The organism is Pseudomonas sp. PS1(2021) (assembly GCF_020405165.1).
GTDB classification, from domain to species: Bacteria; Pseudomonadota; Gammaproteobacteria; order Pseudomonadales; family Pseudomonadaceae; genus Pseudomonas; species Pseudomonas aeruginosa.
In genome coordinates this window covers 2,841,755-2,860,534 of sequence record NZ_CP084484.1, presented here as the reverse complement: position 1 = coordinate 2,860,534, position 18,780 = coordinate 2,841,755, and the positions used below count along the sequence as shown (strand labels likewise).

The following is an 18,780-nucleotide window of genomic DNA, read 5'->3' as shown; positions in this document are numbered from 1 at the left end:
ATGTCATTGCGGTTTTGGCGGCAGCGGTCAGACGACTGCCATCAGTGAAACGATATCCAGCAGGTAAGCCGTGTCCTTCAATCATTACTACCAGAGCGAACTCACCGCACTGCGCCAGCTGGGGCGCCGTTTCGCCGAGCGTAGCCCGGCCCTGGCCCCGTTTCTCGGGCAGGTCGGACGCGATCCGGATGTCGAGCGCCTGCTCGAGGGCTTTGCCTTCCTGACCGGGCGGTTGCGGCAGAAGCTGGACGACGAGTTGCCGGAACTCAGTCACTCGATGATGCACCTGCTGTGGCCGAACTATATGCGCCCGCTGCCGGCTTTCAGCATTCTCCAGTTCGACCCCCTGACCCGCCCGGGCGGGGCGCTGCGCGTGGAGCGCGATACGCCGGTCGAGAGCCGGCCGGTGGGCGAGGTCGCCTGTCGCTTCCGTACCTGCTACGCCACCGAGGTCCTGCCGCTGGTGCTGGAGGCGCTCAACTATTCGGTGACCGGCGAGGGTGCGCTGCTCGGCCTGCGCCTGGCGATGAACTGCGACGGGCATCTCGGCGAGCTGGGCCTGAGTCGGCTGCGCCTGCACCTGGCCGGCGAGCGCTACATCAGCCAGATGCTCTATCTGTGCCTGCTGCGCAACCTGGAGAGCATCCAACTGATTCCGCTGGACCCCCATGGGCGGCCGCTGGATGGCGTGGCCGGCAAGCCGATGTCGTTCCGCCTGACGGGCGAGCGGGTGCAGCCGGTGGGTTTCGCCGAAGACGAGGCGTTGATTCCCTATCCGCTGAATACCTTCCGTGGCTATCGCTACCTGCAGGAGTACTTCGCGTTCCAGGACAAGTTCCTGTTCGTCGACGTGGATGGCCTTGACCTGCTCGGCGCGCTGCCCGAGGAAACCCTCAAGCAGGTCCGCGGCCTCGAGTTGCGCTTCGATATCCGCAAGAGCGGCATCCAGCGCCTGCACCCGACACTGGAGAACGTCAAGCTGTACTGTACGCCGGTGGCCAACCTGTTCCGCCACGATGCGCTGCCGATCCGCCTCGACGGCAAGCAGGACGAGTACCTGCTGATGCCGGCCGAATACAGCCTGGAGGACTGCGGGGTGTTCTCGGTAGAGGGCGTCACTGGCTGGCGGCCGGGCGGGCTCGGCTACCAGGCCTATGTGCCGTTCGAGTCCTTCGAGCACGATCCCAGCTTCGACGTCCCGGAAGCACGGCCCCACTACAGCGTCCGGCAACGGACCTCGTTGCTGCACGATGGCCTGGACACCTACCTGAGCTTCGGCATCCGCCATCCCGAGCAGACCGAGACGCTGTCGGTGGAACTGACCTGCACCAACCAGAACCTGCCCCAACGGCTGCGCCTGGGCGATATCTGCGTCGCCTGCGAAGGCACGCCGGAGTTCCTCGGTTTCCGCAATATCACCCCGCCGACGCCGAGCTACGCGCCGCCGCTGAACCGCGATTTCCTCTGGAAACTGATCAGCAACATGTCGCTCAACTACCTGTCGCTGGCCAACGTCGACGCACTCAAGGTGATCCTCGAAACCTACGACCTGCCGCGCTACTACGACCAGCATGCGGCGAAGGTCAGCAAGCGCCTGCTGGGCGGGCTCAAGGCGGTCCGCCACGAGCATGTCGACCGCCTGCATCGGGGCCTGCCGCTGCGCGGCTTGCGTACCGAGCTGACGATCGATCCGGAAGGCTACATCGGCGAGGGCGACCTGTTCGTGTTCGCTTCGGTTCTGAACGAATTTTTCGCGCTTTACGCCAGCATCAACTCCTACCACGAGTTGCGGGTGAGGAGCACACAGGGAGACGTGTACCAATGGAAACCGCGCATGGGTTTGCAGCCCCTGCTGTAAGCGCGCTGGCCCGGGGCATTCGCGAGTACTCGCTGTTCCAGGCGGTCCTGCTGGTCATGGATCGCCTCCGCGAGGAATATCCCGGCCTGGGAGACGAGGCGCTCTACGATCAGTTGGAATTCCAGGCCAATCCTAGCCTCGGTTTCCCGGGCAGCGATGTCGATCGGGTGGAGTTCTTCGAAGAGCGCGGCATGCTGCGGGCGCGGCTGCGTTTCAACCTGATCGGCTTGTTCGGTGCCAGTTCGCCGTTGCCGGCGTTCTACAGCGAGCAGGCTCTGGGCGACAGCGAGGAGGGCAATCCTACGCGGAACTTCCTCGATCTCTTCCATCACCGCCTGCATCGGCTGCTGTTGCCGATCTGGCGCAAGTACCGCTACCGGGTGAGCTTCCAGAGCGGCGCGAGCGATGCGTTTTCCGCCCAATTGTTCGCCCTCGTCGGATTGGGCGGGGAAGAGATCCGCAAGGCCAGGGAACTGAACTGGAAACGCCTGCTGCCCTACCTGGGCCTGCTCAGCCTGCGGGCGCACTCGGCGGCCTTGATCGAGTCGGTGCTGCGCTACTACTTCAAGCATGCCGAACTGGTCGCCGAGCAGTGTATCGAACGGCGCGTCGCGATCCTCGAAGAGCAGCGCAACCGGCTCGGCCTGTTCAACAGCCAGCTTGGCGAAGACGCGGTGCTGGGCGAACGGGTCCGCGACCGCAGCGGCAAGTTCCGCATTCATATCCGCCAGCTCGACTGGCAGCGCTTCCACGAGTTCCTGCCGATCGGTCCCGGCTACCAGCCGCTTTGCGCGCTGGTTCGCTTCACCCTGCGCGACCCGCTCGACTACGACATCCGGCTGGTCTTGCGCCACGAGGAAATCCGTGAGTTCCGCATCGGCGCGCAGAACGCCTGCCGCCTTGGCTGGACCAGCTGGCTGGGCCGGGAGCGCGCGGATGGCGTGGTGACGCTGGGCAGCAAGATTCATTAAGGATGGATGAGCATGATCAACGTAGACCTGCAACAACTGATTCAGGCGCTGGATGCCGACACCCGGCGCGACCTCGAAGGCTCGGCCGAGCGCTGCGTAGCCCGTGGTGGCAGCAAGGTACTGGTGGAGGACCTGTTGCTGGGCCTGCTGGAGCGTCCCCAGGGACTGCTGGCGCGCGCCCTGCAGGATGCCGCGGTGGACGCCGGCGAACTCAACGCCGCGTTGCAAGCGCGGGGCGAGCATAGTGCCTCGCGCAATCCGGTGTTCGCGCCCGAGCTGGTGCAGTGGCTGCAGGATGCGCTGTTGCTGGCCAACCTCGAACTGGGCCGTAGCCAGATCGACCAGGCGGCATTGATCCTGGCCCTGCTACGCAACCCGTTGCGCTATGCCGGCAGCCGCTACCAGCCGCTGCTGGCGCGGCTCGACATCGAGCGGTTGAAGGATTTCGCGCTCTCGCAGCCGCTGGAGGGCGCGCTCAGCGGCAAGCCGGGCGGCGGCGAGTCCCTGTTGCAGCGTTTCACCCACAACCTTACCCAGCAGGCGCGCGACGGCAAGCTCGATCCGGTGCTCTGTCGCGACGGGGCTATTCGCCAGATGGTCGACATCCTGGCCCGTCGGCGGAAAAACAACCCCATCGTGGTCGGCGAGGCCGGCGTCGGCAAGACCGCCATCGTCGAAGGCCTGGCCTCGCGGATCGCCGCAGGGGAAGTGCCGCCGGCGCTGAGGGACGTCGAGCTGTTGTCCCTCGACATGGGCCTGTTGCAGGCCGGTGCCAGCGTGAAGGGCGAGTTCGAGCGGCGCCTGAAAGGCGTCATCGACGAAGTGAAGGCAGCGCTCAGGCCGACCATCCTGTTCATCGACGAGGCCCATACGCTGATCGGCGCGGGCGGTCAGGCCGGCGGCTCGGATGCCGCCAACCTGCTAAAGCCGGCCCTGGCACGTGGCGAGTTGCGCACCATCGCGGCGACGACCTGGGCCGAATACAAGAAGTATTTCGAGAAGGACCCGGCGCTGGCCCGGCGCTTCCAGCCCGTGCAGTTGCATGAGCCGAGCGTTGCCGAGGCGGTGACGATCCTGCGTGGCCTGGCCCGGGTTTACGAGGAAAGCCACGGTATCTACCTGCGCGACGACGCGGTGGTGGCCGCCGCCGAACTGTCCGCCCGCTACCTGGCGGGTCGCCAGTTGCCGGACAAGGCCGTCGACGTCCTCGACACCGCCTGTGCGCGGGTGCGCATCAGCCTGGCGGCGGCGCCGGAGAGCCTCGAGCGCCTGCGCGGCGAGCTGGCCGAAGGCGAGCGCCAGCGCCAGGCCCTGCGCCGCGATGCCGAGGCAGGCCTGCCGATCGACCACGATGCCCTGCAGGCGCTGGAGGAGCGCCTGGCCCAGGCGGAAAGCGAGCGGCACGTACAGGAGGACCAGTGGAGCCGCCAGCGCGAACTCGCCGAGCGCCTGCTCGCCCTGCGCCAGCAATTGGCCAGGGCCCGCGAGGCGAACCGGGAAGAGCAGGGCGGCGAGGCGGACGCGGAGACTTTCCCGGCCGACGAGCATGGCGGTGTCGAAGCCCTGGAAAAGGCCCTTCACGAAACCCGCCAGGCGCTCGCCGATGCCCAGGCCCAGGGGCGGCTGGTCAGCTTCGAGGTCTGCCCGCGCCTGGTTGCCGAGGTGATCGGCGCCTGGACCGGCGTACCGGTGGAACAACTGGCGCGGGAACACAACGCCAAGGTGATGGGGTTCGCTGACGACCTGCGGGCGCGGATCCGTGGCCAGGAACAGGCGGTCAGCGCCCTGGACCGCGCGATGCGCGCCACCGCGGCTGGGCTGAACAAGCCCGATGCGCCGGTCGGCGTGTTCCTGCTGGTGGGCCCGAGCGGGGTGGGCAAGACCGAGACCGCGCTGGCGCTGGCCGACCTGCTGTATGGCGGCGAGCGTTTCATCACCACCATCAACATGTCCGAGTTCCAGGAGAAGCACACCGTCTCGCGCCTGATCGGCGCGCCGCCCGGCTATGTCGGCTATGGCGAGGGTGGCATGCTCACCGAGGCGGTACGCCAGAAGCCCTATTCGGTGATATTGCTGGACGAGGTGGAGAAGGCCGATCCGGACGTGCTCAACCTGTTCTACCAGATCTTCGACAAGGGCGTGGCCAACGATGGCGAAGGGCGCGAGATCGATTTCCGCAATACCTTGATCCTGATGACCTCCAACCTCGCCAGCGAGCACATCGCCGCGCTTTGCCAGGACGGCGCGCGGCCTTCCGCCGAACTCCTGGAGGAAACCATCCGGCCGGCGCTCAGCCGGCATTTCAAGCCGGCGCTGCTGGCGCGCATGCGCGTGGTGCCTTACTACCCGGTGGGCGGCCCGGTACTGCGCGAGCTGATCGAGATCAAGCTGCAACGCCTCGGCGAGCGCCTGGCGCGCCGTCAACTGGCTTTCGACTACAGCCAGGCGCTGGTGGGCCACCTGGCCGAGCGTTGCACCCAGAGCGACAGCGGCGCACGGTTGATCGACCACCTGCTGGACACGCACCTGCTGCCGCTGGTGGCCGACCGTTTGCTGGAAGCGATGGCGCGCGACGAGCGTCTCGAGCGGGTCCATGCGACGCTGGGCGAGCACGGCCGCGTGCTCTGCGAGTTCGCCTGAGGTGGGTGCGATGTTCAGCCGCGTACCGCAACCCCTGGCCTTCGCCGAAGCCCTGCTCGCTCAGTTCGGCGCGCTGTCGCGGGAAACCGACATCACGGCCCTGCTGGGCGGTTTCGCACGCGCAGTCGGCGAACTCAGCGGCTGCGAGCTGAGCCAGTTGTATCTGCTCGACCAGACCCATACCGCGCTCACCCTCAACGCCGAATGCCGGGACGGCCTGTTGCAGGCGCTGGAGCCGTCGAGCCTGCCGGCGGACTACACCGGCGAGCAGTTGCTGCAGTTCGCCCTGTGCCAGAACCGCGTGGTCAGTCTCGTCGACCTGCCGTCGCGGCTGCACGAGACCGGCTTCCTGCCGGCAGCGGAGCAGCCCTGGCTGTCCCTGCTCTGCGTTCCGCTGGTGAGCCCGGAGAAAACGGTCGAGGGCATGGTGGTCTGCGCTACCCGGCGCCCACTGGACCTGCAGGGATTCGCCCATCCACTGGGCCAGCTGGGCTCGTTCGTGCTGGCCCAGCTGCATCTGCTGCAACGCCTCTCGCAACCTTCCGGCGAGCCGCAGGGACCGTCCAGCGCACCGGTGGTCAGCGGCTACGGGCTGATCGGCAGGAGCGCGGCGATGCGTGAGACCTGCCGCCTGATCAGCAAGGTCCTGCACAACCCCTATACCGTGTTGCTGCAGGGCGAGACCGGCACCGGCAAGGAGGTGGTCGCACGGGCGATCCACGAGTACGGCCCGCGGCGTGCACAGGCGTTCGTGGTGCAGAACTGCGCGGCGTTTCCGGAAAACCTGCTGGAAAGCGAGCTGTTCGGCTACCGCAAGGGCGCCTTTACCGGTGCAGAGCGCGATCGCCCCGGGTTGTTCGATGCCGCGGATGGCGGAACCCTGTTGCTCGACGAAATCGGCGACATGCCCCTCTCGCTCCAGGCCAAGCTGTTGCGCGTGTTGCAGGAAGGCGAGATTCGCCCGCTCGGCGGCAACGACACGCACAAGGTCGATGTACGCATCATCGCCGCTACCCACCGTGACCTCGCCCTGCTGGTACGCGATGGCAAGTTCCGCGAAGACCTCTACTACCGGCTGGCGCAGTTTCCCATCGAGTTGCCGCCGTTGCGCCAGCGCGAGGGCGACGCCCTCGAACTGGCCCGGCATTTCGCCGAGCGCGCCTGCGTGTTCCTGCGCCGCGCGCCGCTGGGCTGGTCCGCGGAAGCGCTGGAACTGCTCGACGGCTATGGCTTTCCCGGTAACGTTCGGGAGCTGAAGGGACTGGTGGAATGCGCGGTACTGCTCTGCGAAGGCGAGGTGCTGCTGGCCGAACACTTTTCCCTGCGCGCGCCCCCGGAAGCGGAGGCGCCGCTCAAGCTGCGCGAGCATCTGGAGCAGATCGAACGGGACCTGCTGCTCGCCTGCCTGCGCAGGAACGCTGGCAACCAGACCCTCGCCGCGCGCGAATTGGGTCTGCCGCGACGAACCCTGATCTATCGCATGGGACGCCTGAACATTCATTTCGGCGATCCCCGGACCTGAAGCCCATGATCGAGATTTCCTTCCAACCAGCCCAGCCGGGCGCGCGCTTGGAGCGCGGCGTCCGCGGCCCTTCCATGGAGACTCCCTGATGCCTGTTCGTCACTGGCCCGCCGTGCTTCTGGCCCTGGCCGTCCTCTGCGGCCTCTCCGGTTGCAGCGGCAACTACAAATTCAACGACGGCGACTATCGCCCGCTTGGCGATCCGCAGGCGGTCAATCGCGGCAAGTGACCGCAAGGAGCGATCTCATGGAACTGGTATTGGAAATGCTCAGCGCCAAGCAATTCGTACCGACGGAGCTATGCAGCAAGACCTTCGGCAGGAACGGCGGCCTCATCGGCCGCGGCGGTGAGTGCGATTGGGCGATTCCCGATCGCAAGCGGCACCTGTCCAAGCAGCATGCGCGGGTCAGCTATCGCAACGGCGCGTTCTACCTGACCGACACCAGCAGCAACGGCATCCGCGCCGGCAACGGCAGCCGCCTGCCGCATGGCGAGCCGCAGCGCATCGAGCAGGACAGCGTCTTCCTGCTCGGCGACTTCGAGATCCGCGCGCGGTTGCTGCGCGAGCCCGACGAGCTCGCCATGGACGTCGGGCGGCCGCAGCCGGCGGGCAGCATCATTCCGGACGATGCCTTCCTGGCCCTCGATCCGTTGCAGGCGCTCGACCAGGACGGTGCAGATGCCTACGAACTCGACGACCTGAGCGCGATCGCCCAGCCCAGCCAGGAGGCCGGGGCGCGTGCGGACTACGCGCGGATCGACATGGAAAGCCTGGTCGTACCGGAGCTGGTGCCCGCCCCGGCGGCTCCGCAGGAACCCGTGGAAAGTCCGCGTCCGGGTCGCGACGAAGCCTTCTGGCAGCGTTTCGGCCAGGCCCTGGGAATGGACCTCGAAGGCCTCGACGGCGCTGCGCGCGAAGCGCTGGCGATCGACGCCGCCGGTTTGCTGCGGCAGTGCATCGGCGGCTTGCAGCAGAGCCTGCGGACCCGCAGCGAACTGAAGAACGAACTGCGCCTGTCGCTGAGCACGTTGCGCGATACCGGCAAGAATCCCTTGCGCTTCAGCGCCGATGCCGGCGAGGCGCTGGGGCATCTGCTACGGGATGGCAAGCCTGGCCAGTTGAGTGGCGAACAGGCCGTCGCACGCAGTTTCCGCGACCTCCAGGCGCACCAGGTGGCGCTGCTCGGCGCCAGCCGGGCGGCGGTGCGCGCGACCCTTGAGCATTTCTCGCCGCAGCAGCTGGCCCTGCGTTTCGAGCGCGACGGTCGCCGGCCGTTGCTGGCCACCTCGGGCAGCCGCTGGCGTGCCTACGGTCGCTACCACCAGTCGCTATGCCAGGACGACGATTGGAGCGAGCGTCTGTTGGCGCGTGATTTCGCCCAGGCCTACGAAGAGCAGGTTCGCCTGATTTCCACCCTCTACACCGAGCACCAAGGATGATCGCCATGTCTCGTCGCCCGATCCCGCCAGCCAGGGCGCTGGCCATGCTCGCCGTCCTGGCGCTGCTGGCCGGCTGTTCCACGCTGTCGCCGTATTCCAGACTGACCAAGCTCGACCTCGCCCTGAGCGCCGGCGAGCGGGTCAATCCCGACCTCAATGGCCGGCCGTCGCCGGTGGTAGTGCGGCTGTTCGAGCTGAAACACCCGGTGGCGTTCGAGAACGCCGACTTCTTCAGCCTCTACGAACGTCCCAAGGAGACCCTGGACCCCGACCTGGTGACCAGCGAGGAGCTGGAGCTGCGTCCCGGCGAGCGGGTCGAACTCAAACTCAGCGTGGAGGAGGGGAGCCGCTACGTGGGCGTGCTCGCCGCCTACCGCGATCTCGGCGAGGCAAGCTGGCGCTACGTGGTGCCGGTCACGGCGAAAGAGCTGACCCGGGTAGAGCTGAAGCTGGGCCAGAAGGGCATCCAGAATGCCGGCGAATTGCTCGGCAAGGCGGGTGACGCGCGATGAACGTGCACAAGATCGTCTGGCAGGAAGGCATGCTGCTGCGCCCGCAGCACCTGCAACACAACGACCGCTACTACGACAACCAGATGAAGGCCCGGACCCAGTTGCTGGGCAGCTACAACTGGGGCTTCCTCGCCCTGGAGCTGGACCGCCAGTTCCTCAACATGGGCAAGCTGGTGATCAGCCAGGCCTCCGGCGTACTGCCCGACGGCAGCCTGTTCGAACTCGGCGGCAACACCGAGCCGCTCGCCCTCGACGTGCCGCCCAATACCTCGAACGTGCCGATCTACCTGGCCCTGCCGCTGGTCACCGGCAACCACATCGAGGCGCGCCGGCCGGAGCAGGCCGAGGTCCTGGCGCGCTATACCGCCTACGACCTGGAGGTGGCGGACTCCAACGCCGGCGAGGATTCCATGGTACAGGTCAGCTGCGCGCGGCCGGATTTTCGCCTGCTGCTCGGCGAGCAGCAGAGCGACCAGGCCTACGTCAAACTGAAGGTGGCGGTGGTGCTGGATACCACGCCGGACGGGGTGATCAGCCTCGATCCCGACTTCGTGCCGAGCTACCTCCACGCCCACGCATCCGCCTACCTGCTGTCCTGCCTGAAGGAAGTGATCAGCATGCTCGGCCATCGCGGCGACACCATCGCCGAGCGTATCCGGTCCAATGGCAAGGTCGGCGGCGCGGAGGTCGGCGATTTCATGATGCTGCAACTGATCAATCGCACCGAGTTGCTGCTGCGCCACTACCTGGGATTGGAGCAGGTGCATCCGGAGCAGTTGTACCGGGTGCTGCTGACCATGCTCGGCGACCTCGCCACCTTCGGCAGCGAGAGCAAGCGTCCGCGCCTGGACAGCCGTTACCAGCACAGCGACCAGGGCGCCAGCTTCCGCAGGCTGATGGAGGCGATCCGCCAGGTCCTGTCGATGGTGCTCGAGCAGCATGCCATCGAACTGCCTCTCCAGGCCCGCCAGTACGGCATCCTGGTCTCGCCCCTGCACGACCACAAGCTGCTCGGCAGCGCCTCGTTCGTGCTCGCCGCCAGTGCCAATTGCGAGTCGGAGGAACTGCGCCAGCGGCTGCCCGCGCATCTCAAGGTGGGTGCGGTCGAGCACATTCGCCAACTGGTCAACCTGCACCTGCCGGGGATCCGGGTCAAGCCGCTGCCGGTGGCGCCGCGGCAGATCCCGTTCCACTCCAACAAGACCTATTTCATTCTCGAACCCAACGCCGAGGACATGGCCCAGCTGGAGCGCTCCGGCGGTTTCGCGTTCCACGTATCCGGCGAGTTCTCCGAGCTTGAACTGAAATTCTGGGCCATCAGGAACTGAACATGATCAAGGAAAGGGAATACCACGAGGACGAGAAGACCGTCCTCCTCGATCACCAGGGACAGGTACCGGCCCAGGGGCCGCTGACCGATTTCGCCGAACCGCCGCGCTTCGAGCAGCTCGAGGAGCGGATGATCTACGCGGCGCGCCTGCGTCCGGGCGAGGCCTTCAACGTCAGCCTGAACCCGCTGGTGGCGGCGGCTTCCGAACTGCTTTCGGAAGTGGTCCGGCTCAAGCACAGCACCGTGCTGGAGAACCTTGCGGCGCTCAAGGAGCGGTTGACCTCCGCCATGAAGCTCTTCGAATTCCGCGCCGTGCAGGATGGCGTGGAAAACAGCCAGGTCATGGCGGCGCGCTACGTGCTGTGCACGGTGGTCGACGAGGCGGTGGTGACCACCCCGTGGGGCAACGAAAGCGAATGGTCGAAGATCAGCCTGCTGAGCAGCTTCCATAACGAGACCTTCGGCGGCGAGAAGTTCTTCCAGTTGCTCGACCGGCTGTCGAAGAACCCGGTCAAGCACCTGCCGATGCTGGAGCTGATGTACCTCTGCCTGGCCCTCGGCTTCGAGGGCAAGTACCGGGTGATGGCTCGCGGCGTGCTCGACCTGGACGGTATTTCCGATGCGCTCTACCGGCAGATCCGCCAGTTGCGCGGCGACGTGCCGCGCGAACTGTCGCCGCACTGGCAGGGGCTCAGCGACCAGCGTCGCGGCCTGGTGCGGATCGTGCCCTGGTGGATGGTGGCGCTGTTCACCCTGGTCTGCCTGGTGGTGATGTATTCGGGATTCGCCTGGGTTCTCGGCGAACAACGCGACACGGTGCTGCAGCCTTACCAGTCGCTCGATGCGGCGGCAGGACAGCCCGGTTCGTAAACACAGGGACGCGAAATGAAAAACTTCTTCAAGAAAGTCGGCGCCTTCCTGCGCAAGACGTGGGTCTGGACGCTGTTGCTGGTACTCCTGGCGGCATTGCTGGTGTGGTTCGTCGGGCCGCTGCTGGCGGTCGCCGACTACAAGTTCTGGGAAAGCCCGACCTCGCGGTTGCTGAGCATCAGCCTGATGTTCCTGGTCTGGGGGCTGGCGATGGTCTTCGTCAGCTGGCGCGCCGGAGTGCGGCGCAAGGCCGTCGAGGACAGCGACGAGGGCCAGGAGCGCCTGCGCCGCGACGGTCTGATCGAAGACGAACAGAAGGAATTGCGCAGCCGCTTCAAGGACGCCTTGCGCACCCTGAAGACCTCCAGCCTGTACCGCGGTCGCAGCGAGCGCTGGCGCAACGAGCTGCCCTGGTACCTGCTGATCGGCCCGCAGGGAAGCGGCAAGACCAGCCTGCTGGACTTTTCCGGACTGGAATTCCCGATCAACCGGATCGACCGCAAGCTGACCCGCGACACCGCCGGCACGCGCTACTGCGACTGGTACTTCGCCGACCACGGCGTCCTGATCGACACCGCCGGGCGCTACCTGACCCAAGCCGACGGCGAGGTCGACGGGGGCGCCTGGGCGACCCTGCTCGGCCTGTTGCGCAAGCGCCGCCGCGCACGGCCGCTGAATGGCGTGATGGTGTCGATTCCGGTAGAAACGTTGCTCAGTGACGACGAGATGGCGCTGGATACGCTGGCTCGCCAGGTGCGTGCGCGCCTGCAGGAAATCCAGCAGACCCTGCACCTCGATCTGCCGGTCTACCTGGTGCTGAGCAAGGCCGACCAGTTGCTCGGCTTCGACGAGTTCTTCGACCAGTTGAGCCGCGAGGAGAGCGACCAGGTTCTGGGCACCAGCTTCGGCAAGGAGCAGAACGGCACCGATGTGACGGTCCTGCGCCAGGCGTTCGAGGACCTTCTGCGACGCCTGAACAGCCAGGTGATCATGCGCATCCACCAGGAGCGCGATACCCTGCGTCGCGGTCGCATCCTGGACTTCCCGCACCAGCTTGGCCAGATCGGCGAGCGGTTGTGCCTGTTCGTCGAACTCGCCTTCACCGGCAACCGCTACCAGCGCGCCAGCCGCCTGCGCGGCTTCTACCTGACCAGCGCGCCGCACCTGGCCCAGCAGCTGGACGAGGACACCGCCGGCATCGGCGCCAACCTGGGGATCGCCAGCGGCCTGCTGCCGACCCTGCGCAACGGGCGCTCGCGCTTCATCCATCACCTGCTGAGCCAGGTGATCTTCCCCGAGGCCAACCTGGCAGGTCTCGATCGCCGCGAACGCACGCGCATCCACTGGGGCCAGCGAGCCCTGTACGTCGGTTCGCTGGCGCTCCTTCTGCTATTCGGCCTGCTCTGGGCTGGCGGTTTCTCGGCCAACCACGAGCGCCTGGAGCGGGTCCGCGAGCTGGCGCAGCAATGGGCCCAGCAGCGCCAGGCGCTTGGCGAGCGCGACGACGCCATGGCGGCGCTGAAGACGCTGGATAGCAGCTATGCGGCGACCACCGTGTTTCCGCCCAAAGGGGAAGTCTCGCTGCACGAGCGCGCCGGGCTGTACCAGGGCAACGAGGTCAACCCGCCGCTGGCCGCTGCCTATCGCCGCGAGCTGGAGACGCAACTGCTGCCGCGCGTGGCGCGGATGCTCGAAGCGCAGATCCGCGGCAACATGCAGAATCGCGAACGCCTGCTCAACAGCCTGCGGGCCTACCTGATGCTGAATCTGCGCGAGCGCCGCGAGAACGGATGGCTCAAGGACTGGGTGGCTACCGACTGGTCGCAGCGCTATGCCGGCAACGGCACCGTGCAGAATGGCCTGAACACGCATTTCGCCCGTCTGCTCGAGCAACCGTTCAGCTATCCGCTGAACGAGACCCTGGTGGCCCAGGCACGCCAGGTGCTGCGCAGCGAGTCCCTGGCCAACGTGGTCTACCGGGTGCTGCGCGAACAGGCGCGAAGCCTGCCCGAGTATCGCTTCGGCCAGCACCTGGGGCCGCAGGCCGGTCTGTTCGTCGGCACCGACTACGTGATCCCGGGGTTCTACACCCAGCAGGGCTACCAGCAATACTTCGTGGTCCAGGGCGCCAGCCTGGTCAACGACATCCTTCGCGACAACTGGGTCCTGGGCGAGGGCAGCGGGATCAGCGACATGGACCTGCGGCGCCTGATGGTCGAACTCGAGCAGCTGTATTTCCGCGACTACGCGAACTTCTGGAGCGAGGCGGTCGGACGCCTGGGCCTGCTGCCGTTCAACGATGCCGGCGAGGGCGCCGACCAGGTTTCCGGGCTGCTCGCCGCCAACTCGCCGATCCTCCAGTTGTTGCTGGAGGTCCGTGAGAACACCCGTTTCCCGGTCCTGGCGGAGAGCGCCGAGGCGCTGGCAGAGGCCAGCGACAAGGCCGCGGAAAAGGGCGGCAAGCTGGGCAAGGCGGCCGCCGCGGCGGCCGGCAAGGCCAGGGACGCGTTGGCGAAGAACCTGCCGGATACCGCGAAGAAGTCCCTGCAACGCCGCTTCGAGCCCCTGCATCGCCTGCTCGACGATAACAACGGCCCGGCGGCCGACCTCACCCCGCTGTTGCAGGCGCTCAACGAGTTGCAGTTGCAACTCGCCGGACTGGCGCGCGCCAGCCAGCCGGAGCAGGCGGCTTTCGACATGGCGAAGAGCCGCATGGGCGGCCAGCGCGATGCCCTGAGCAACCTGCGCAACGCCTCCGCGCGACTGCCGCGACCGCTCGGCGGATGGTTCAGCGTGCTGGCCGAAGACGCCTGGCGGCTGGTCCTCGGCGATGCCTACCTGTACCTCAACCAGCGCTACCAGAGCGAGCTGTACGGTTTCTACAGCAAGGCGATCAACAAGCGCTACCCGTTCAACGCGCACAGCGCCAGCGATGTCGCGGTCAGCGATTTCCGCGAGTTCTTCAAGGCGCAGGGCGTCGCCGAACGCTTCTTCGAAACCTACATGCGGCCCTTCGTCAGCGGCGACCCGGGCAGTTACCGCCTGCGCAGCGTGGACGGTTACAGCCTGCCGATGTCCAAAGTCTATCTCGACCAGATGGGCACGGCCCAGGTGATCCGCCAGAGCTTCTTCGCCGAGAACCCGGCCGAGCCACAGGTGCGCTTCCGCCTGGAGCCCTATACCCTCGATCCTGGCGTCAGCCGCGCCGAGTTCCGTTTCGACGGTCAGTCCATGGAGTACCGCCACGGCCCGATCGTGCCGATGTCGTTCAAGTGGCCCAGCGACGCCGACGGCGGCCGCACCAGCCTGGTGCTGGAGAAGATGGCCGGACGACCGGTGGGAATCGAACGCAATACCGGGCCCTGGTCGCTGTTCAGGCTGTTCGACCTGATGCAGACCGAGTACCTCAGCGGGCGTGACGTGATGGTGCTCAAGGCCGACCTGGGCGGCCTGCGCGCCAACTACCTGCTGCTCGCCCAGCGCACGCCGAATCCGTTCGATCTCGCGGTCCTGCGCAGCTTCCGCATGCCGGTGCAGCTCTGATGCAACGCACCGAGCCCTGGCGCAGCGCGGCGCGCACGGATCGCGGCAAGGTCCGCGCGCGCAACGAGGATGCCTTCCTGGACTGCCCGGATCGCGGGCTCTGGGCGGTCGCCGATGGCATGGGCGGGCACCAGGCCGGCGACCTGGCCAGCCGGATGATCGTCACCAGCCTGGCGGAACTGCCGGCCCGGGCGGGATTCGACGAGCGCCTGAACGCGATGCGCCAGTGCCTGCACTGGCTCAACCGGCGCCTGGGCGAGGAACTCACCCTCAGCGCCGAACGCGGCGACAGGATCATCGGCAGTACGGTGGTGGCGCTGGTCGTGGAGGGGTCGCGGGCGGCCTGCGTGTGGGTCGGCGACAGCCGCTGCTACCTGTGGCGCGGCCAGCGGCTGTACCAGCTGTCCCGCGACCACTCGCTGTTGCAGCGACTGGTCGACGAACGGCGGATGGATATCGAGCAGGCCCGCGCCTATCCCTCGGCGCGCGCGCTGACCCGTGCCGTCGGCGCCAGCGAACAACTGGTGCTGGACGTGTTGGAACTGGAGGTGCATCCCGGTGATGTCTTCCTGCTCTGCAGCGACGGGCTCTACGAAGAGCTGAGCGCCGATGCGCTGGGTCGCGCGTTGAGCCTGGCATCGCCGCAGGTGGCGGTGGAGCGGCTGTTCGACGGTGCCCTGAGCGGCGCCGCACGGGACAACCTGACGGCCGTGGTGATCCGCCAATGAACGAACCGCTGTCGTCGCTGGAGCTGCTGCCGGAGGAGGAGGGCGGCGCGAACCTGACCTATTTCGCCTTCGCCGCCCCGACCGCCTCGGCGCCGGACCTGCCGGCGGTGTTGCCCGGTCCGCTGCCGGACGTTCTTTCCGGGCGCTACCGTCTGGAGCGGATGCTCGGCGCCGGCGGCATGGGGACGGTCTACCGTGCCCGGGACCTGCTCCATGAGCAGTTCGGCGACCCGGCGCCGCTGGTAGCGCTGAAGCTGCTCAACGAGTCGGTCGCCGAGTCACCCGACGCCAGCGCCTTGCTCTATAGCGAGTTCGCCCTGACCCGGCGCTTGCGCCATCCGAACGTCGTGCGTCTGTTCACCTTCGACGTCGACACCGCATGCCAGCGCGCCTACATCGTCATGGAACTCATGCCTGGCCTGCCGCTCGACCGCCTGCTCTGCGAGCGTCCCGAAGGCCTGCCCTGGTCCGAGCTGAGCGCGATCGCCCGGCCGTTGCTGGATGTTCTGGCCTACGTCCACGAACAAGGAGTACTGCATGGCGACCTGAAGCCGAGCAACGTGATGCTCGGCGAAGAGGGCGTGCGGCTCTTCGACTTCGGCCTCGGCCAGGCGCAGGCAGGCATCCTGGATGGCCTGCCGCAGCTCAGCCGGGGCCGCATCGACGCCTGGACTCCGGGCTACGCCGCTCCCGAACTGCTCGAGGGCGCGCCATTGTCGCCGGCGGCCGACCTGTATGCGCTGGCCTGCGTCCTCTACGAACTGGCCGACGGTCGCCATCCGTTCCGCCGCCTGCCCTCGAACCAGGCCCGGGAGCAGGGGCTGGAGCGCCAGCTGCGCGCGCCCGGACACCTGCCTCGGCGCTGCTGGCCGGCGCTGCGTACCGCCCTGAGCCTCGACCCCGAACGGCGCTGCATCGGCGTCCGCGAATTGCAGGAAGCGCTGGGCGCGCGGCGTTCCTGGCTGGCCGGCGTTCTTGCCCGTTGAGCCGGCGGCGCTCGGTTTGCAGGACCTCTACGGCCGCTCTCCGCAAGCGCTCTGCAGGGCGATACGATTGCCTTCGCTGTCCCTGATCTCGGCGATGAACACGCCGTCGCCAAGCGGCGTCTTCGGGAAGAGGATTTCGCTGCCTTCGCCGAGGGCCCGGGCAATGACGGCATCCAGGTCCGCGACATTCAGGTAGATGATCGCCCCATGTAGCGTAGGCACGTAGACGTCGCCCTCGGCGAGTGCGCCGCTGGCACCGTCACGGCCTTCCTCGAAGGGGAAATGCGCCATTCTGCTTCCGTGCAGGGTGGCTACCTCGCCGAACGCCACTCCGAACACCGAGGCGTAGAAACGCATCGCCCTCTCCAGGTCGGACACCGGTATTTCCACGTGCGCGATCAGGTTCATTTCCTTCCTGTCCTGTCGGGACCACTGGTGACGCCGCTTTCCGGCGACGATGGCGGATGTTCAGCCGCGCGAAACCGAGCGGATCGAGCGGGCATGCCGCCGCGAGGGGGGCGAATGAATTCATGCGAAATTCATTAACATCTTGTCCCGCTTGACCGGCGTCAATACCCGTACTGCGTCACAAAAATACCCTGGCCCCAGGCCGTTCGGAAAGGCCGTTCGCTGTTCGCTTGGGGGAAGTCATCATGGCGCATCTGGTCTGGCAGGATGACCTGAATACCGGTATTCAGGTCATCGACAATCAACACAAACGCATCGTCGAGATGATCAATCACCTGCACGACGCCCAGCAAGGCAAGGAACACGCGGCGATCGCCGAGGTGATCGAGGAGCTGGTGGACTACACGCTGTCGCACTTCGCCTTCGAGGAAACCCTGATGGAGGACGCCGGCTACCAGTTTTCCCGGGCGCACAAGAAGATCCACGAGCTGTTCATCCGCCGGGTCTCCGAATACCGGGTGCGCTTCCAGGCCGGCGAGGATGTCGGCGACGAACTCAAGGGCTTGCTCTCGCGCTGGCTGTTCAACCACATCCGCAACGACGACGCCGGATATGTGGATGCGGTACGCCACAGCATGTCCGAACTGGTCAAGGACAAGAGCGAGGGCGGTTGGTTGTCGCGCTCGATGAAGCGCTTCTTCGGCTGATCGCCGGGGAAGGAAACGCAAAACCGGCCCAGTGGGGCCGGTTCTTTCGCCAGCGGACCTGGCCTCAGCGGATCAGGCTGAGGAATTCGCTGCGGGTGGCGGCGTTGTCGCGGAATTCGCCGAGCATCACCGAAGTGACCATGGACGAGTTCTGCTTTTCCACGCCGCGCATCATCATGCACATGTGCTGGGCCTGGATCACCACCGCGACGCCGAGGGCGCCGGTGACCTGCTGGACCGCCTCGGCGATCTGCCGGCTCATGTTCTCCTGGATCTGCAGGCGGCGGGCGTACATGTCGACGATCCGCGCGACCTTCGACAGGCCGAGCACCTTGCCGTTCGGGATATAGGCCACGTGGGCCTTGCCGATGAAGGGCAGCAGGTGGTGCTCGCAGAGCGAGTACAGCTCGATGTCCTTGACCAATACCATTTCGCTGTTGTCGGAGCTGAACAGGGCACCGTTGACGACTTCTTCCAGGCTCTGTTGGTAGCCGCGGCACAGGTACTTCATGGCCTTGGCGGCACGCTTGGGCGTGTCCAGCAGACCTTCGCGGTTAACGTCCTCGCCGAGCTGGGTGAGGATCGAGGAGTAGTGTTGTTCCAGGGACATGGGCGTTCCAGTCAGACGATTACCAGCGCGGAGGGTAGGACGTCGCCGGGCCGCTGGCAAGACTCGGCGCTTGCCGGCTACTCGTCGCGGCCTTCGAGCATGGTCCTGCGCAGCATCACGTAGACCGAGCCGGTGCCGCCGTGGCGTGGCAGGCAGGAGGTGAAACCGAGCACCTGCGGGTGCTGGCGCAACCAGGTATTGACGTGGCTTTTCACCAGCGGGCTGCGTCCGTCCTTGCGCGCGGCCTTGCCATGGGTCACGCGCACGCAGCGGATTTCCAGGCGGGTGGCCTCGGCAAGGAAGTCCCATAGCGTCTGCCGGGCCTTCTCCACGCTCATGCCGTGCAGGTCGAGGCTACCGTCGAAGGGCACCAGGCCCTGCTTGAGCTTGCGCAACTGGCTTTCCTGGACGCCGTCGCGGGCCCAGGACAGCTCGTCCTCGGGGCCGACGTCGATGACGAACTGGTCGGACAGGCCATCGACGCGGATTTCGTCGTTGCGCACGCTGGCATTGAGCTGGCGCTGCTTGAGTTGCTGGCGGTCGTTGCGAGGTTTGCCGGTATCGGCTCGATCGACCGAGATGCGCTTGACGCCGCGCATCTCGCTCTTGAACAGGGAAAAGTCGTCGTCTTGCATGGGAGCCTCCGCGAAGCGGC

At 66.6% G+C, this 18,780-nt stretch carries 16 protein-coding genes; 13 read left to right on the top strand and 3 right to left on the bottom strand.

The features are described 5' to 3' along the window. The first annotated feature begins 70 nt into the window (after positions 1 to 70). The 12 genes from tssF to LE197_RS13630 all read left to right on the top strand — a co-directional run bounded on the left by tssF (position 71) and on the right by LE197_RS13630 (position 16,400). Positions 71 to 1,858, top strand: coding sequence for a type VI secretion system baseplate subunit TssF (gene tssF, locus LE197_RS13685; protein WP_003163428.1), 1,788 nt, complete (start codon positions 71 to 73; stop codon positions 1,856 to 1,858). Further along, positions 1,822 to 2,829, top strand: a complete 1,008-nt coding sequence (gene tssG, locus LE197_RS13680; RefSeq protein ID WP_003087607.1) for a type VI secretion system baseplate subunit TssG — start codon at positions 1,822 to 1,824, stop codon at positions 2,827 to 2,829. The genes tssF and tssG overlap by 37 nt, the downstream gene beginning before the upstream one ends. Before the next feature lie 6 nt (positions 2,830 to 2,835). Then, positions 2,836 to 5,469, top strand: a complete 2,634-nt coding sequence (gene tssH, locus LE197_RS13675; RefSeq protein WP_016561755.1) for a type VI secretion system ATPase TssH — start codon at positions 2,836 to 2,838, stop codon at positions 5,467 to 5,469. Positions 5,470 to 5,479: 10 nt separating this feature from the next. After that, on the top strand, positions 5,480 to 6,991 hold the full coding sequence (locus LE197_RS13670; RefSeq protein WP_004342817.1) for a sigma-54 interaction domain-containing protein: 1,512 nt from the start codon (positions 5,480 to 5,482) through the stop codon (positions 6,989 to 6,991). An 88-nt stretch (positions 6,992 to 7,079) separates the two neighbouring features. After that, on the top strand, positions 7,080 to 7,220 hold the full coding sequence (locus tag LE197_RS13665; RefSeq protein WP_003117736.1) for a hypothetical protein: 141 nt from the start codon (positions 7,080 to 7,082) through the stop codon (positions 7,218 to 7,220). 17 nt (positions 7,221 to 7,237) lie between these two features. Further along, positions 7,238 to 8,431 (top strand): type VI secretion system-associated FHA domain protein TagH, encoded by a 1,194-nt coding sequence (gene tagH, locus LE197_RS13660; RefSeq protein ID WP_010794017.1) that lies wholly within the window; start codon positions 7,238 to 7,240, stop codon positions 8,429 to 8,431. 5 nt (positions 8,432 to 8,436) lie between these two features. Beyond that, positions 8,437 to 8,943, top strand: a complete 507-nt coding sequence (gene tssJ / locus LE197_RS13655) for a type VI secretion system lipoprotein TssJ (RefSeq protein WP_003158363.1) — start codon at positions 8,437 to 8,439, stop codon at positions 8,941 to 8,943. Beyond that, the gene (tssK, locus tag LE197_RS13650; RefSeq protein ID WP_003097790.1) at positions 8,940 to 10,271 is read left to right on the top strand and encodes a type VI secretion system baseplate subunit TssK; all 1,332 of its coding nucleotides are present in this window, start codon (positions 8,940 to 8,942) and stop codon (positions 10,269 to 10,271) included. The genes tssJ and tssK overlap by 4 nt, the downstream gene beginning before the upstream one ends. A 2-nt stretch (positions 10,272 to 10,273) precedes the next feature. Then, complete coding sequence (gene icmH / locus LE197_RS13645; protein WP_003087622.1) at positions 10,274 to 11,143, top strand: type IVB secretion system protein IcmH/DotU; 870 nt, start codon at positions 10,274 to 10,276, stop codon at positions 11,141 to 11,143. A 15-nt stretch (positions 11,144 to 11,158) separates the two neighbouring features. Continuing rightward, complete coding sequence (gene tssM / locus LE197_RS13640) at positions 11,159 to 14,686, top strand: type VI secretion system membrane subunit TssM (RefSeq protein WP_003122874.1); 3,528 nt, start codon at positions 11,159 to 11,161, stop codon at positions 14,684 to 14,686. Further along, positions 14,686 to 15,414, top strand: coding sequence for a PP2C family protein-serine/threonine phosphatase (locus tag LE197_RS13635; RefSeq protein WP_003087627.1), 729 nt, complete (start codon positions 14,686 to 14,688; stop codon positions 15,412 to 15,414). Before tssM ends, LE197_RS13635 begins: the two co-directional genes overlap by 1 nt. Further along, positions 15,411 to 16,400, top strand: coding sequence for a serine/threonine-protein kinase (locus LE197_RS13630; RefSeq protein ID WP_003097784.1), 990 nt, complete (start codon positions 15,411 to 15,413; stop codon positions 16,398 to 16,400). Before LE197_RS13635 ends, LE197_RS13630 begins: the two co-directional genes overlap by 4 nt. Before the next feature lie 27 nt (positions 16,401 to 16,427). Here the strand turns inward: LE197_RS13630 and LE197_RS13625 are convergent, their stop codons facing one another. After that, the gene (locus LE197_RS13625; RefSeq protein WP_003114616.1) at positions 16,428 to 16,808 is read right to left on the bottom strand and encodes a VOC family protein; all 381 of its coding nucleotides are present in this window, start codon (positions 16,806 to 16,808) and stop codon (positions 16,428 to 16,430) included. 245 nt (positions 16,809 to 17,053) lie between these two features. Here LE197_RS13625 and LE197_RS13620 point away from each other — a divergent pair, with 245 nt between their 5' ends. Next, positions 17,054 to 17,515 carry a bacteriohemerythrin gene (locus tag LE197_RS13620; protein WP_003087637.1) on the top strand — a complete coding sequence of 154 codons (462 nt, stop codon included), beginning with the start codon at positions 17,054 to 17,056 and terminating at the stop codon, positions 17,513 to 17,515. 64 nt (positions 17,516 to 17,579) lie between these two features. Here LE197_RS13620 and folE read toward each other — a convergent pair whose 3' ends face one another. Further along, entirely contained in the window at positions 17,580 to 18,125 is a 546-nt protein-coding gene (folE, locus tag LE197_RS13615; RefSeq protein WP_003087639.1) for a GTP cyclohydrolase I FolE, read from the bottom strand. A gap of 77 nt (positions 18,126 to 18,202) precedes the next feature. Further along, the gene (locus LE197_RS13610) at positions 18,203 to 18,760 is read right to left on the bottom strand and encodes a Smr/MutS family protein (protein WP_003087642.1); all 558 of its coding nucleotides are present in this window, start codon (positions 18,758 to 18,760) and stop codon (positions 18,203 to 18,205) included. Between the last annotated feature and the right edge of the window lie 20 nt (positions 18,761 to 18,780).

Excerpts from the sequence above, each read along its gene's own strand:
- LE197_RS13610 (WP_003087642.1), bottom strand. The coding sequence starts at position 18,760 with ATGCAAGACGACGACTTTTCCCTGTTCAAGAGCGAGATGCGCGGCGTC.
- tagH (WP_010794017.1), top strand. The coding sequence starts at position 7,238 with ATGGAACTGGTATTGGAAATGCTCAGCGCCAAGCAATTCGTACCGACG.
- LE197_RS13670 (WP_004342817.1), top strand. The coding sequence starts at position 5,480 with ATGTTCAGCCGCGTACCGCAACCCCTGGCCTTCGCCGAAGCCCTGCTC.
- folE (WP_003087639.1), bottom strand. The coding sequence starts at position 18,125 with ATGTCCCTGGAACAACACTACTCCTCGATCCTCACCCAGCTCGGCGAG.
- LE197_RS13630 (WP_003097784.1), top strand. The coding sequence starts at position 15,411 with ATGAACGAACCGCTGTCGTCGCTGGAGCTGCTGCCGGAGGAGGAGGGC.
- LE197_RS13620 (WP_003087637.1), top strand. The coding sequence starts at position 17,054 with ATGGCGCATCTGGTCTGGCAGGATGACCTGAATACCGGTATTCAGGTC.
- icmH (WP_003087622.1), top strand. The coding sequence starts at position 10,274 with ATGATCAAGGAAAGGGAATACCACGAGGACGAGAAGACCGTCCTCCTC.
- tssK (WP_003097790.1), top strand. The coding sequence starts at position 8,940 with ATGAACGTGCACAAGATCGTCTGGCAGGAAGGCATGCTGCTGCGCCCG.
- LE197_RS13635 (WP_003087627.1), top strand. The coding sequence starts at position 14,686 with ATGCAACGCACCGAGCCCTGGCGCAGCGCGGCGCGCACGGATCGCGGC.
- LE197_RS13665 (WP_003117736.1), top strand. The coding sequence starts at position 7,080 with ATGCCTGTTCGTCACTGGCCCGCCGTGCTTCTGGCCCTGGCCGTCCTC.
- tssH (WP_016561755.1), top strand. The coding sequence starts at position 2,836 with ATGAGCATGATCAACGTAGACCTGCAACAACTGATTCAGGCGCTGGAT.
- tssM (WP_003122874.1), top strand. The coding sequence starts at position 11,159 with ATGAAAAACTTCTTCAAGAAAGTCGGCGCCTTCCTGCGCAAGACGTGG.
- LE197_RS13625 (WP_003114616.1), bottom strand. The coding sequence starts at position 16,808 with ATGAACCTGATCGCGCACGTGGAAATACCGGTGTCCGACCTGGAGAGG.
- tssG (WP_003087607.1), top strand. The coding sequence starts at position 1,822 with ATGGAAACCGCGCATGGGTTTGCAGCCCCTGCTGTAAGCGCGCTGGCC.
- tssJ (WP_003158363.1), top strand. The coding sequence starts at position 8,437 with ATGTCTCGTCGCCCGATCCCGCCAGCCAGGGCGCTGGCCATGCTCGCC.